The following is a 14,106-nucleotide window of genomic DNA, read 5'->3' as shown; positions in this document are numbered from 1 at the left end:
AACATGATCGCAATGACCCTCGTTCCCCTCCGCCGTCCGGCATGGCTGTCGATCCCGCTGGCGATTGGCATCGCGATCGTGGTCTTCTGGTTCGCCGTCACGCTGCTCGCGCCGCTGATGAGCCCCTATGCGCCGCTCGACATGGTCGGCCGGCGGCTCCAGGCGCCGAGCTGGAGCCATTGGCTGGGAACCGACGCGCTCGGGCGGGACGTCCTCAGCCGGACCCTCTACGGCGCGCAACACTCGATCCCGATCGCCATCGTCGTGGTCGCCCTCTCCGTCACGATCGGGGCCATGCTGGGCGCGATTTCCGGTTATGCCGGCGGCCTGCTCGGTTCGGCGATCATGCGGCTCGTCGACGTCACCCTGTCCTTTCCCCCGATGCTCCTCGCCATGGCCGTCGCGGCCTCGCTGGGTCCCGGCCTTGAGAATGCGACCGTCGCCATGGTGATCGTCTGGTGGCCCGTCTATGCCCGCCTGATGCGCGCGCAGGTCCTGGAAATCCGGGAGCGCGAGCATGTCGAGGCCGCGGTCGCGGCAGGCGCCGGCAAGGGGCGCATCCTCTTCAAGCATATCCTGCCGCTCTGTTGGACGCCGGTGCTGATCAGCGCGACGATGGATCTCGGCCAGGTGATCCTTCTTGCCGCATCGCTCAGCTTCATCGGCCTCGGCGCCACGCCGCCGACGCCGGAATGGGGCTCGATGATCTCCGACGGGGCGGCGCAGTTCTATTCCTGGTGGGTCGCCCTCGGGCCGGGCCTTGCCATCCTGACCATCGTGCTCGGCTTCAACTTCATCGGCGACGGCCTGCACGACTACTTCGATCCGAAGTCGAAATGAGGCGCACCATGCAACAGGAACCACTCTTTGCCGTTCGCGACCTTCGCGTCTCCTTCACCCGCCACGGGCAATCCTTCAAGGCCGTGCGCGGCATCAGCCTGCATGTCGACCATGGCGAGGTGCTGGGCATCGTCGGCGAATCCGGCTCCGGCAAGTCGGTCGGCATGCTCTCCGCCCTCGGCCTCCAGCCGAAGACCGCTTCCGTCAGCGGATCGGCCCGGTTCAACGGGCGCGAGCTCGTCGGCATGCCCATGGCACAGCTGCGCGCCCTGCGCGGATCGCGCATCGCCATGATCTTCCAGGACCCGCTGTCCTCGCTCAATCCGGTCATGACGGTCGGCGCGCAGATCGCCGAAACGATCCGGCTGCACAATGCGGGCGTCTCGAAGCGGGCGGCGATGGACCGCGCCGCCGAACTGCTCGCCCTCGTCGCCATTCCCCAGCCCGACCGGCGCATCCACCAGTTCCCGCATGAATTTTCCGGCGGCATGCGCCAGCGCGTGATGATCGCCATGGCCGTCGCCAACGATCCCGACCTGTTGATCGCCGACGAACCGACGACCGCCCTCGACGTGACCGTGCAGGCGCAGATCATGGACGTCCTGACGGACCTGAGGCGTCGGCTCAATCTCGGCCTCATCCTGATCACCCACGATCTCGGCGTGCTCGCCGGGCATGCCGACAGGGTCGCGGTCGTCTATTCCGGTGAGGTCGTCGAACAGGCGAACGTCGACGCCCTCTTCGCGCGGCCGGCCCATCCCTATACGCGGGGCCTCATCGCCTCGATCCCCAACATGGCAGAGGAGAAGGAGCGGCTCTTCTCCATCGACGGCGCGCCGCCGCCCCTCGGCAAACTGCCCGGCGGATGCGCCTTCCATCCCCGCTGTCCGCAGGCGCAGGATATCTGCCGGCATGTGCCGCCGCCGGTCCGCTCGAACGGCGATCATCGGGCGGCCTGCCATTTCGCCACCCTTCCCGTCGGGAGTGCTGCATGACCGGGCCGGAACCCATCCTCTCCGTCAGGGACCTCTCGAAGCGTTTCTCCGTCACCGGCGGCCTGATCTTCGAGCGCGAGATTGCCGAGGTCAATGCGGTGACCGGCGTGTCCTTCGACGTCAAGCCCGGCGAAACACTGGGGCTAGTCGGCGAATCCGGCTGCGGCAAATCCACCCTCGGTCGCTGCATCCTGCGGCTGATCGAGCCCTCCAGCGGGCAGACCCTGTTCCGCGGCCGCGACATCAACGCGGCGAACCCCGCCGAGATGCGCGCCCTGCGCCGCAAGATCCAGCTGGTCTTCCAGGATCCCTATGCATCGCTGCATCCCCGCATGCGGGTGGCCGAAAACATCGCCGAGCCGCTGCGCATCAGCGACCTCTCGCAGGTTCAGCGCAAGGAACGGGTCGCCGAAATGCTCGACCTCGTCCGCCTCAACCCGGAGCACGGCCAGCGCTATCCGCACGAATTGTCCGGCGGCCAGCGCCAGCGCGTGGTGATCGCCCGGGCCCTCGCACTGAAGCCGGAACTGCTCGTGCTCGACGAACCGGTCTCCGCGCTCGACGTCTCCGTGCAGGCGGGCGTGCTCAACCTCCTCAAGGATATCCAGCGGGATTTCGGCACCGCCTATGTCTTCATCGCGCATGATCTGTCCGTCGTGCAGCACATCTCGCACCGGGTGGCCGTCATGTATCTCGGCAAGATCGTCGAGATCGCCGAAAAGCGCCGGCTATACCGGGCACCGATGCATCCCTATACCCAGGCCCTGATGTCCGCCGTGCCGCTGGCCGACCCCGCGCTCGAGCGCAGCCGCTCGCGCATCGTGCTGAAGGGCGACCTGCCGAGCCCGCTCAATCCGCCGTCCGGGTGTCGCTTCCGCACGCGCTGCCCCATCGCCCAGAAGCTCTGCGCGGAGGTGGAGCCGCCGCTGAACGAACGAGAGGAAGGTCATTCGGTCGCCTGCCACTTTCCGAATGCCATGGAGACCGGTTTGTCGGCCCGTCAGAAGAGCGGGCCTGGAGGAATGGAATGACGCAATTGAAATTGCCGCTCGAGGGCATTCGTGTCCTCGACCTGACGCGCGTTCTTGCGGGGCCATGGACGACCATGAGCCTCGGGGATCTCGGCGCCGAGGTCTGGAAGATCGAGAACATCAAGGGCGGCGACGATACGCGCGCCTGGTCCGTGCCGAACTTCAAGGGGGTCAGCACCTATTATCTGTGCGCCAACCGCGGCAAGCAGAGCATCGCGCTCGACCTGAAGACGCCGGAGGGCCGGCAGATCGTGCTCGATCTCGCGGCCAGGGCCGATGTCGTGGTGGAGAATTTCCGTGCCGGCACTGTCGACCGGCTGGGCATCGGCTACGAGGATATCCGGAAGATCAATTCGGGCATCGTCTACTGCGCGATTTCCGGATACGGTCAGACGGGTCCCGAGCGCGACAGGCCGGGCTACGATTTCATCATGCAGGCGGAAAGCGGCCTGATGTCCATCACGGGCGAGGAGGACGGGCCGCCCAACCGGCTCGGCGTCGCCTTCACCGATGTGGTGGCGGGCATGGTTGCCACCCAGTCGATCCTCGCCGCGCTCTACCAGCGCCGGGATACGGGGAAGGGGCAGTATATCGACGTGGCCCTGCTCGATGCGACGCTCAACCTCCTGATCAATGTCGGAACCGGATATCTCAACGCCGGCGTGGAGCCGGTGCGCTACGGCAACGCGCATCCAACGGTCGTGCCCTACCAGATCTTCAAGGCAAGCGACGGCACCTTCGCGCTTGCCGTCGGCAACGACCGCATGTTCGTCGATTTCTGCGAAAAGGTCATCGGCCGGCCCAACCTTGCCCGCGACCCGCGGTTCGTCACCTCCCACCAGCGCGCCCTGCACAGGGACGAGCTGCTGCCGCTCCTCGCGGCGATCATCGGCGACGAGACCTGCGATCACTGGCTTGCCGCCTGCCTTGCGGCGAGCGTGCCGGCCGGACAGGTGAAGTCCGTCTCCGAGGCGCTGCAGAGCCCGAGCGTAACGGAACGGGGCGTCGTGCAGCGCCTTGAACACCCGGAGCTCGGCGTCGTCGCGCTGATCCGCCCCGCCCACGGGCTTGCCGCACAGGCAAATGCCGATGCGAAGGCGCCGCCACTTCTTGGCGAGGATACACGCGGCGTGCTGCGCGATGTGCTGGGTTTCGAGGAGGCGCGGATCGAGAGCCTGGCCCTTTCCGGCGTCATCGTCTGCCGAGACGTCAGGAGCGCACCTTCGCCGCAGCCCGCCCAAAGCGCGATCGCTTAGGCGTGTGGCTGCGCCATATGAGCCCGCAACATCGGGGAACGAGATGACCGTCAGTGTCGATATCGACGGCGGGGTCGCGATCGTCACGATCGCAAATCCGCCGGTCAATGCCATCAACAGGACCGTACGGGAGCGGCTGCTATCCCTGGCGCAGGAGTTCGACGGCGACCCCGCGATCCGGACCGTCGTCCTGACCGGCGTCGGCGCCCTCTTCGTCGCGGGAGCCGATATCGCCGAATTCGACCGGCCGGTGGAACCGCCGTTCCTTCCCGATGTCATCGCGCGCATCGAGCGGGCGGGAAAGCCGTGGATCGCGGCGATCCGCGGTGCGGCTCTCGGCGGAGGCCTGGAACTTGCGCTCGGATGCCGCCTGCGGGTCGCGACCGGAACCGCCCGTTTCGCCCTGCCGGAGGTCAATCTCGGCATCATTCCGGGCGCCGGCGGCACGCAGCGCCTGCCGCGGGCGATCGGTGTCGCCGAGGCGATCCGGGTTGTTGCGGAGAACCACACGGTAGACGCCGCGGAGGCGGTACGGCTCGGGCTGGTCGATGCGCTGATCGAGGAACCGCTGCTGCCGGGCGCCATCGCCTTCGCCCGCGAAGTGCTCGAAAAAACCTTGCCCCCGCCAAGCCTCGATCGTCCGCTATCCGCACCCGCGCAAGAGGTCTGGACGGAGGCGGAAAAGAGGATCGCATCGCGCGCGAAGGGCGCGTCGGCGCCCCTGCAGGCGCTGGAGGCCCTGAAATGCGGGATCGAACAGGGTGCCAAGGCCGGCCTTGCGCGCGAGCGGTCGACTTTCCTTTCGCTGCGCGGGAGCGAGGAGGCGGCTGCCCTCCGCCACCTGTTCTTTGCCGAGCGCGCGGCACTCCGGCCGGCAGACATCCGCGGGATAGCGCCGAGGCCTGTCGCGACGGCGAGCGTCGTCGGTGGCGGAACGATGGGCAGCGGGATCGCCGCGGCGCTTCTCAATGCCGGTCTTTCCGTCGTGCTTGTCGAGCAGGATGCGGCCGGCGTTTCGCGGGCACGCGACACGATCGCGGGCCTCTTCGAGGCGTCCCGGCGCAGGGGGCATATAACCGGCGAAGAGCTGGCCGAGCGGTTAGGCCGCCTCGAAACGAGCATCGGCTATGACGACATGGAGCGGTGCGATCTCGTGATCGAAGCTGTGTTCGAGGACCTCGCCGTCAAGCGCGCCGTCTTCGCCGCGCTGGGACGCATCTGCCGGCCGGATGCGATTCTTGCCACCAACACCTCCTACATCGATCCGCGGCTGATCGCGGAAGGCCTGCCGGGGCCGGAGCGTTTTCTCGGCCTCCATTTCTTCAGCCCGGCGCAGATCATGAAACTCCTGGAGATCGTGCCGACGCCGGAAACGGCGCCGGACGTACTGGCGACGGGCTTCGACCTTGCCCGCCGCCTCGGCAAGATCCCCGTGCGCGCGGGCATCTGCGACGGGTTCATCGGCAACCGCATCCTCCGCCGGTTCCGGGCGGAAGCGGAAGCGCTGATCCGTGGTGGCGTTCCCATTGCCGCCGTGGATGCGGCGATGCGTGGCTTCGGCTTTGCCATGGGGCCGTTCGAAATGCAGGACATGGCGGGCCTCGACATCGCGTTCCTCCATCGCGAGGCGGCCCGCGCGCGGGGCGAGCCCGTGCCGGACCTGCCCGGCGACCTTCTGGTGCGCGCGGGACGCAAGGGGCAGAAGACCGGCGGCGGCTGGTACGACTATGAGCCCGGTGACCGCCGTCCCCAGCCCTCCGCGGAAGCGGAGCGGATCATCGCGCCGCTTATAGGGCCGCGAAAGGACATGGCGGGCGAGGCGATCGTTGCCAGACTGATGGCCGCGATGGCACAGGAGGGGCAGGCGATCCTTGAAGAAGGCATCGCGGCAAGCGCTGCCGATATCGACCTTGTCGAAGTCCACGGCTATGGCTTTCCGCGGAGACGCGGCGGGCCGATGTTCCAGCTCGGCCGCGCCGATGTGAACCACGCATGATACGAATGAGGATCTTATGATGACGACTTATCCCGACACATTGCTTTTCATCGATGGCGTGTGGCGTCCGGGGACCGGCGGCCGGACCATTCCCGTCCTCAACCCGGCAACGGCCCAGCCGATCGGCACCGTCGCCTGGGCGGATCGTGCGGATCTCGACGAGGCGCTGGCCGCCGTCGAGCGCACCTTCGCGCAATGGAGCGCGACATCGGCCCATGAGCGCGCGAGGCTGATGCGCCGCGCCGCCGATATCCTGCGCGAACGGGCGGACGAGATCGCCGTCATGATGACGCTGGAGCAGGGCAAGCCGGTGTCGCAGGCGCGGATGGAGACGCTGGCCGGCGCCGATGTCATCGAATGGTTTGCCGGCGAGGCGCAGCGCGCCTACGGGCAGGTCATCCCCTCCCGTGCGCCGGATGTGCTGCAGATCACCCTGAAGCGGCCCGTCGGGCCGGTTGCCGCCTTCACGCCGTGGAACTTCCCCATCAACCAGGTCGTCCGAAAGCTTTCCGCGGCGCTTGCCGCCGGCTGCACGATCATCGTCAAGGCACCGGAGGAAACCCCGGCATCGCCCGCGGCCCTTATCCGCGCCTTCGCCGATGCAGGTATCCCGGCCGGCGTCATCAATCTCGTCTATGGCGTTCCGGCCGAGATCTCGGAATATCTCATCCCGCACCCGGTCATCCGCAAGATCAGCTTCACCGGATCGACACCGGTCGGCAAACAGCTTGCCGCGCTCGCCGGCGCGCATATGAAACGCGCCACGATGGAGCTCGGCGGCCATGCGCCGGTCATCGTCGCCGAGGATGCGGACCTTGACCTTGCCGTGAACCTGATGGTCGGCAACAAGTTCCGCAATGCCGGGCAGGTCTGCGTCTCGCCCACGCGCTTCCTCGTGCAGGAGAAGATCGCCGATGCCTTCACCGAGCGGTTCACGGCCGGGGCGAAGGCCGTTCGGGTCGGCAACGGCCTCGATGCCGATATCGAGATGGGGCCGCTGGCGAACGACCGCCGCATCCCGGCGCTGGAAAGCCTGATCGGCGACGCCCTTGAGCATGGTGCGACGCTGAAGACGGGCGGCCGCCGCATCGGCAATGAAGGGTGGTTCTTCGAGCCGACCGTGCTGGCCGACGTGCCGGTGGCGGCACGCATCATGAACGAGGAGCCCTTCGGCCCCGTCGCGGTCGTCAACCGCTTCGGCGATCTCGGCGAGGCGATCAGCGAGGCGAACCGCCTGCCCTATGGCCTTGCCGCCTTCGCCTTCACGCGCAGCAGCGCCACCGCGACGCGGCTCGGCAACGAGGTGGAAGCCGGAATGGTCTCCATCAACCATCTCGGCCTGGCCCTGCCCGAAGTCCCCTTCGGCGGCATCAAGGACTCGGGCCACGGCACGGAGGGAGGAGCAGAAGCGCTGCAGGCCTATCTCGATACCCGCTTGGTGACCCGCAAGGGCTGATGCGCCGATGACCGGGAACTCACATCCTGCCGATGAGAATGAGTCGGCCCGGCTCGATGACGCGGATGGCATGGTCGACGCCGGCCCCGACGACGAGATGATCGCCGGGGCCGCAGGAGAGCGTTTCACCGTTCATGTCGAGTTCGAAACGGCCGGCGATGACGACGGCGAACTCCTCCGTCTCGGAGGCATGTGCCGGGATATCGGCCTCCACCTCCGCGTCGATGACCACCATGTCGCCCAGCCTGCCGGTGATACGGCCACGGAAGCCCGGCATTTCGATGATAGCATCGTCGCTCATGCCGCGGTCTCCTTGCCGGCGATAAACAGATAGCCGGCGCCGGCGACCTCGCGTGTCTCGATCGGCACCAGACCCGAGGCTTCCGCCCATCCGGCCAGCGCTTCCGGCTCGTCAAAGCGCATGCTCGCGGCTATGCTGGCGGAAAAGCGGGCGATCTGCCGGCGGAAGGCCGGCGGGGACGTGATGAGGGCCAGCCTGCCGCCGGGCTTCAGCACGCGCGCCATCTCGGCGAGGCTTTCGGCCGGCCGGGGAAAGAAGAAAAAGGCATTGAGGCAATAGACCTTGTCGACCGTACCCGTCGAGATGGGCAGGGCCGCCGCATCCGCCTCGTGCAGGCAGAGCCGCCCCGTGGCGAGCGCCTTGGCGTTGAGATGGCCCGAATTGGCGATCATCTCCGGGCTGTGGTCGACGGCAATCGCCCGACAGCCGCATTTCAGGAGCCGGCGCAGGAAGACGCCGCCACCGCAGCCGACTTCCAGGACGAGATCGCCGCGCGCCGGCGGCAGCCGGCTGAAAGCAAGGTCGAAGCCGGTCTTGTGGCCGAAGGGGAAGCGGTAGAGCAGGTAGCCGAGAAGGCCGCCCGGCCGACGCGCGATGCGGTCGACCATGCCGGAGGAAAGGGTGAACATGACGGGCCTCGCTTATCGGGTAAGGTGAATGGCGCGGGCAGCGCGCGAAACGAAGAGAAGGGCCAGGACGAGCAGGAGCGCGGCGCCTGCGAAGGTTAGGCCATAACCGGCGCGTCCGACCACCCAGACCACGAGGCCGGCAATCGCCATCTCGCCGAGCACGTTGGCACTTTGCAGCACGGTGCCATCCGTGCCCGCCTGTTTTCCGGCGCCGCCAAAGGCCATGATGATCGTCGCGGCAGACACCGCGATGAAGCCGCTCGCGACGGACAGGACGCCGATGGCGAGCAGGACCGAGGACCACCCGGCAGGCAGAATGCCGCCGGCGAGCAGGCTCCAGAGGACAAAGGAGATCGCGGCAAGCGCCATGCCCGCTGCCATGGCGAGCCACCGGTTGCGCGCGGTCAGCGCACTGCCGAGCGGGCAGCCGACAAGCAGCATCACAAAACCGCTGAAAGTCGCGACAAGGCCGGTATCCTGGTTCGACCAGCCCTGATCGACCAGGAAGATCTTGCTGACGCTGAGGCCGCCCGCATGGGCGCCGCCGTAGATGAACGCCAGCGCGAGAAGCAGCCGGATGCCCGGGCGGCGGAATGTATCGGCAAGCCGCGCCCTGTCGCCGTCGCGGGCTGCGGCGGGCCGCGGGGGTTCACGCCAGGAAAGCGCGAGGCCGACCGTCAGGGCGGGGAAGAGGGCGAGCAGCAGAAACACGCCCTGCTGGCCGAGCGTGTCGGCGATCATCAGGACCCCGCCGCCACCGACCATGAAACCGGCCATCATGCCGCCGATCTGCAGGGCATTGGCATAGGCGAGGCCACGACCTGCGAGCTGCTCGGCGGCAAGGCCGTCCGTTGCGGTATCCTGCGTGGCGCTGGCGATCGAGCCGAGCGCGAGTGCCACCACCGCGAAAGACAGGCCCCGTCCCTCGAGCGGCAGGAAGGCGAGCGCGACCAGGCAGGCGGCAAGGATCACCTGCATCGGCGCGATCCAGCTCCTGCGCCGGCCGAGCCCTGCCTTCCAGTGGTTGTCGACCACGGGTGCCCACAGGAACTTGATGATCCAGGGCAGGCCGGCAAGCGGCACCAGCGCTATGACATCCATCGAGGCCCCACCCTGACGCATGAGGACGGGCACGGCCTCCATGGAAAGCCCCATCGGCAGGCCCTGCGTGAAATAGAGCGCACCGATCAGCAGAAAGAAGCGCAGCTGGCCGGTCTCCGCCGGGGTGTCGGTTTGCGGGAGGGCGAGAGGCACGGCATTTTCGTGTCCCGTCATGTCACCACACCTTCGCAAGCGTGATGCCGATCGTGCGGCCCGGCGCGGCGACGCCCATGTCCGTGCCGCTGTAGCTGAAGTAGTTCTTCAGGTAGCGCTCATCCGTCAGGTTCTTGGCCCAGAGACTGGCGCTCCAGCCGTCCTTCGCGACGCTGATATGGGCATCGACGAGATGCGTCGGCTCCTGCCGGTACGTGTTGTCGGCGGTGAAGGCATAGGAGCTGCGGAACGTATAGTCGATGCCGGCCTTGAGAACGGCGCCGGCCGCAAGCTCGCGTTCGAAGGTCATGCCGGCACCAATGCTGTGGCGCGGCGCGAAGGGCAGGTCGTTGCCGGTATAGACCGCTCCCATCACCGTATCGACGAAATCGTCATATCTGGCATGGGTATAGCCATAGCTGGCGCGCAGCCCGATTTCCTCGGTCAGTTGCGCCGTCGCCTCGATCTCCAGGCCTTTCGAGGTCGCGGCCGCGGCATTGCGATAGACGCGGGTGAACGGTGTCGTGTAGATGACCGCCTGCTGGTCCTTCCAGTCGATGTAGAAGAGGGAGGCCGCCAGGGTGAACCGGTCGTCGTCCGAGGTCGCCTTGGTGCCGAGCTCGTAGGAGGTGGTGGTTTCGGGATCATAGCGGTTCGCCGAGCCGTCCGCCTCGATATAGGGACTGATGCCGCCCGACTTGTAGCCGCGGCTGATCTTGGCATAGACCAGATTGCCTTCGGACAGGTGATAGGCAAGGGCCGCTTCCGGCGAGAAGTTGGAGAAGGTAGCGTCGCCTTCCGCCCGGCCCGGCGTACCGAACATGGAGCTGCCGCTCGGCGAGGAGATCTCGCTCGTCGTCGATTTGCGGTCGAAGGTGTAGCGACCGCCGGCCGAAACCTCCCATTCCGGCGTCAGGAAATAGCTCGCCTCGCCGAAGACCGAGACCGTGTCGGCCGACTGTTCGAAGACATCGCGGCTCCACAGATCGCGCGGGAAGGCGGCAAGATCGAAGTATTGCGTGCCTTCGAAGCGCTCATGCATATAGAAAAGGCCGCCGCTCCAGCGAAAGACGTCGTCGTTCAGCGAGGAGAGGCGGAACTCCTGGCTGAACTGGCGCTGCGTCTCCTCCTGCGCCTGGCCGATATAGGGCGTCGCGGTGAAGTCGCCGTCGAGATAGCTGCGCATTTCATGGCCGCGCAGGGCAGTGACCGAGGTCAGTTGCATGGTCTCGAAGTCATGATCGATGCGCATGGAGACCCCACCGCTGTCCACACGGTTCTCCGGCTCGAAGTCGTGCGTCGCCTTATGGTCGAAGGCAAGCGGCAGGGGCGCGTACCAGAGCCCGCCATCGCTGCGGTCGCGCGTGTAGTCGCCGGTGATCTTGATCCGCGTGCCGTCGCCCACCTGCCCGGTCGCGACCACGCGGCCGGAGAAGAGATCGGTATCGCTGACATCCTCCCCCGTGACGAGGTTTTCGATATAGCCGCGATTGCCGCTCCAGGCGCCGGAGGCGCGCACCGCCCAGTCCGTTCCCTCGACCGGCGTCTCGAAGGCCACCTTGAAGCGGCTGTCGAGATCCGTGCCGATCGTCGCGGAAAATTCGCCGCCGGCGGTGTCGCCCGGCATGCGCGAGATCAGGTTGATCGCACCGCCGATCGTGTTCTTGCCGTAGAGCGTCGCCTGCGAGCCGCGCACGACCTCGACCCGCTCCAGATCTCCCAGGATGAAGGGATAGCCCATCGGCCGCGCGAGGTAGACGTCATCGAGAAACATGCCGACCGCCGGCTGCCGGTCGACGCCGCCGGCAATGCCGAGCGACGTGACGCCGCGGATGCTGACCGGGCCGCCCTGGCCGTTGAAGAGCACGTTCGGTGCCTTGAAGGCCGCATCCTCCATCGTGTCCGTCTGCCCCTTGCCGAGCGCATCGGCGGGAATGGCCGTGACCGCGACCGGGGCGCTCTGGATTTTCTCCTCGCGCCGGCGGGCCGTGACGACGATCTGCTCCAGGACCGTCGCCCCGGCGGACGCGGTTCCGTCTGCCGCCCGCTCCTGGGCTGCAAGCGAGCCGGCATCCATGGCTGTCGCAAGGACGACGGCATGCAGGACGACGTGGCGTTTTTTATTCATGATCAAATCCCTCATGTTTGTGAGGGTCTTCGCATGCGCCCGGCCGGCGGCACAATTGCGCGACCGTTCGGGATCGCGGCAAAGACGTTCGGGAATCGGACTATCGGGTCAGCGCGCCCTGCCGGCGATGGTGGTGGGTGCCACGCCGAAGCGGCGGCGGAACTCGGTGGCGAAATGCTGCGGCTGGTAGCCGACCTGACGGGCAACGTGGGTAATCGACGTTTCGCCGCCCTCGAGCATCAGCCGGGCGGCATCCAGCCGGCTCGCCTTGACGAAGCCATAGACGGTGGTGCCGAACAGCGCCTGGAAGCCGGCCCCCAGCTTCTTCGCATTCGTGCCCACCCGGCGGGCCAGCTCCGGTACGCTCGGCGGCGCGGCGAGTTCGGCCAGGAGGATGCTGCGCGCCTCGTGCAGCCGGGCGATGTCGCGGGCCGACCATCCGCCGGGATCGCAAGCATGATCCGGCATGGTGGCGTCGTCGAGCACATGGGCGACGATCTCCATCGCCTTGCCGGTCATGTAGAGACGGCGGGCAGGCCCCCGCAGCGGGCAGCCGAGCATCTGCCAGGCGATCGTCCGGGCCGCTTCCGGCAGGGCGGGGCGGGGATCGGGCGTCTTGCGCGCGATGAGCGCCAGCATATCGCCGCCGATCAGCGGTTCGGCCATTTCCGCCTCGATCTGCACGAAGACGGCTGCGACGCTACCATCACGCAGGACGACATGGCGCGTCGCGACATTGTCGCTGGTGGAGAAGATCGTTCCGCCGCCGCCCTCCCAGCGATGTTCGCCGAACCCCTCCTGCTGGACCGAAAGGCTGCCTTCCAGCAGCGTTCCGAGCCAATGGCCGGGCGGCGTTGTGCTTTCCCAGACCATTTCCCGCCGTACGCTCGATGTCTCCAGGAAAATGTTGAGGCCACAGGCGCGGATGATCTCCACGGCATTCTCCGCAGGCACGAGCAGCATCGCGGCCGGCCGGCGGCCGGCTTCCGCGTGTGTCGGTTTCGACCGGAGAACGATCACAATATATGACTTTGTTAGTCAAGTTATTTGTGCGCCTGTTCAGTCGAGCGCCAGCAATGGCGCGGCCAGCCGGCTGGACGTGAACCGGATGAGGGGCCGCGAGAGCATGACCGGCAGGATCCAGGACTGCAGGCGCATGCCGAACGTGCTCTGCGGGATGTAGTGCCCGCCGATCTTGCGGGATACGGACTGCATCCGTGTCACGAGCGGCCGCATCCGGGCCTCATAGCTCTCAAGGGCTTCCCTGTGGTTCTTGCGCGCGAGCTCGGCGGCAAGGATGTAGGCGCCGGCCATCGCGGTGGACGTGCCCTGGCCGGCAAGGAACGTCAGGCACCAGGCGGCGTCTCCGAGCAACGCGATCCGGCCCTTCGACCATTTCGGCACCTCGATCTGCGCGACCGTGTCGAAGAAGGCCTGGTCCCAGTCGATGGCCGATGTGAGCGCGGAGGCCACCGGCTCCGGCCAATGGCCGAACTCCTTTTGCAGCACGGCGCGCCGTGCCTCCGGATCGAGCCGGCCGGTCCGCGCGTCGCGCCAACAGAAGAGCGTGGCGGCGGTGCCGTCGCCGACGGCGTAAAGGCCGCCCTGATGGTCGACGTCCATCATGCCGACGAAGTTTGCCCCGAGCGGCTTACCGAGCGGCACGCGCCAGGCGCTGGCGCGGTAGCCGAGCGGCCGGAGAAATTCGTCGTGCGGGCCGAAGGCAAGGGCGCGGACCGCGCTGCGGTAGCCGTCCGCGCCGACGACGAGATCGAAGCGCTCGCTGCTGCCATCGGAGAAGGTGGCGTCGACACCGCCCCCGTCGTCCTCAAGTGCGGTGACGGTCGTCTCGTAGCGGATCGGGCACCTGCCTTCGACGGCATCGGTCAGGATCTCGTGAAAATCGCTCCGCATGATGGCGAGAAGCCGCCCCTCCGCCGCCTTCGCCAGGGTGCGGTAGTCATAGGAAAAGAGCTTTCGGCCGCGCCGGTCGAGATGATGGGCTGGGCCGAGCGGCATAGCCTTCGCCCGAAAGGTCTCGACGAGACCGAGCCGTTCGGCGACCTGCCAGCCGTTGATGTGCAACCCGATGGAATAGCCGCCGGTACGGCCACGGACAGCCTTTTCCACGACGACCGGTTCGATGCCGTGCCGCAGCAGGCAGGCGGCGAAGGTCAGGCCTGCAGGCCCGCCGCCGACGATGAGGATACGCATGCCGGG

General features: G+C 67.2%; 12 protein-coding genes. 6 read left to right on the top strand and 6 right to left on the bottom strand.

Features of this window, described 5'->3' with window-relative positions; genetic code table 11:
- Nucleotides 1-3 precede the first annotated feature (3 nt).
- The 6 genes from MUU56_RS28015 to MUU56_RS27990 are packed head-to-tail and all read left to right on the top strand — an operon-like array spanning nt 4 to nt 7,574.
- A complete protein-coding gene (locus MUU56_RS28015) occupies nt 4-840 on the top strand; it encodes an ABC transporter permease (RefSeq protein ID WP_244770561.1) in 837 nt (278 codons plus the stop codon).
- Nucleotides 837-1,835, top strand: coding sequence for an ABC transporter ATP-binding protein (locus MUU56_RS28010; RefSeq protein WP_398432812.1), 999 nt, complete (start codon nt 837-839; stop codon nt 1,833-1,835). The genes MUU56_RS28015 and MUU56_RS28010 overlap by 4 nt, the downstream gene beginning before the upstream one ends.
- On the top strand, nt 1,832-2,866 hold the full coding sequence (locus tag MUU56_RS28005; RefSeq protein ID WP_244770559.1) for an ABC transporter ATP-binding protein: 1,035 nt from the start codon (nt 1,832-1,834) through the stop codon (nt 2,864-2,866). Before MUU56_RS28010 ends, MUU56_RS28005 begins: the two co-directional genes overlap by 4 nt.
- Nucleotides 2,863-4,122 carry a CaiB/BaiF CoA transferase family protein gene (locus tag MUU56_RS28000; protein ID WP_244770558.1) on the top strand — a complete coding sequence of 420 codons (1,260 nt, stop codon included), beginning with the start codon at nt 2,863-2,865 and terminating at the stop codon, nt 4,120-4,122. Before MUU56_RS28005 ends, MUU56_RS28000 begins: the two co-directional genes overlap by 4 nt.
- Nucleotides 4,123-4,165: 43 nt before the next feature.
- The gene (locus tag MUU56_RS27995) at nt 4,166-6,118 is read left to right on the top strand and encodes a 3-hydroxyacyl-CoA dehydrogenase NAD-binding domain-containing protein (RefSeq protein WP_244770557.1); all 1,953 of its coding nucleotides are present in this window, start codon (nt 4,166-4,168) and stop codon (nt 6,116-6,118) included.
- 19 nt (nt 6,119-6,137) lie between these two features.
- The gene (locus tag MUU56_RS27990) at nt 6,138-7,574 is read left to right on the top strand and encodes an NAD-dependent succinate-semialdehyde dehydrogenase (protein WP_244770556.1); all 1,437 of its coding nucleotides are present in this window, start codon (nt 6,138-6,140) and stop codon (nt 7,572-7,574) included.
- Between the two features lie 19 nt (nt 7,575-7,593).
- Here MUU56_RS27990 and MUU56_RS27985 read toward each other — a convergent pair whose 3' ends face one another.
- From MUU56_RS27985 to MUU56_RS27960, 6 genes are all read right to left on the bottom strand, one after another.
- On the bottom strand, nt 7,594-7,875 hold the full coding sequence (locus tag MUU56_RS27985; RefSeq protein WP_244770555.1) for a cupin domain-containing protein: 282 nt from the start codon (nt 7,873-7,875) through the stop codon (nt 7,594-7,596).
- Nucleotides 7,872-8,504: a class I SAM-dependent methyltransferase gene (locus MUU56_RS27980; RefSeq protein ID WP_244770554.1), complete on the bottom strand. Its 633-nt coding sequence runs from the start codon at nt 8,502-8,504 to the stop codon at nt 7,872-7,874. Before MUU56_RS27980 ends, MUU56_RS27985 begins: the two co-directional genes overlap by 4 nt.
- Before the next feature lie 12 nt (nt 8,505-8,516).
- Nucleotides 8,517-9,779 (bottom strand): MFS transporter, encoded by a 1,263-nt coding sequence (locus tag MUU56_RS27975; protein WP_244770553.1) that lies wholly within the window; start codon nt 9,777-9,779, stop codon nt 8,517-8,519.
- A 1-nt stretch (nt 9,780) separates the two neighbouring features.
- Nucleotides 9,781-11,886 carry a TonB-dependent receptor gene (locus MUU56_RS27970; protein ID WP_244770552.1) on the bottom strand — a complete coding sequence of 702 codons (2,106 nt, stop codon included), beginning with the start codon at nt 11,884-11,886 and terminating at the stop codon, nt 9,781-9,783.
- A gap of 108 nt (nt 11,887-11,994) precedes the next feature.
- A complete protein-coding gene (locus MUU56_RS32880) occupies nt 11,995-12,822 on the bottom strand; it encodes a helix-turn-helix transcriptional regulator (RefSeq protein WP_244770551.1) in 828 nt (275 codons plus the stop codon).
- Nucleotides 12,823-12,945: 123 nt separating this feature from the next.
- A complete protein-coding gene (locus MUU56_RS27960) occupies nt 12,946-14,100 on the bottom strand; it encodes an FAD-dependent monooxygenase (RefSeq protein WP_244770550.1) in 1,155 nt (384 codons plus the stop codon).
- Nucleotides 14,101-14,106 lie beyond the last annotated feature (6 nt).

The organism is Shinella yambaruensis, from assembly GCF_022899355.1.
GTDB classification, from domain to species: Bacteria; Pseudomonadota; Alphaproteobacteria; order Rhizobiales; family Rhizobiaceae; genus Shinella; species Shinella yambaruensis.
The sequence above is the reverse complement of the archived record's forward strand: the minus strand, read 5'-3'. Positions and strand labels throughout refer to the sequence as shown.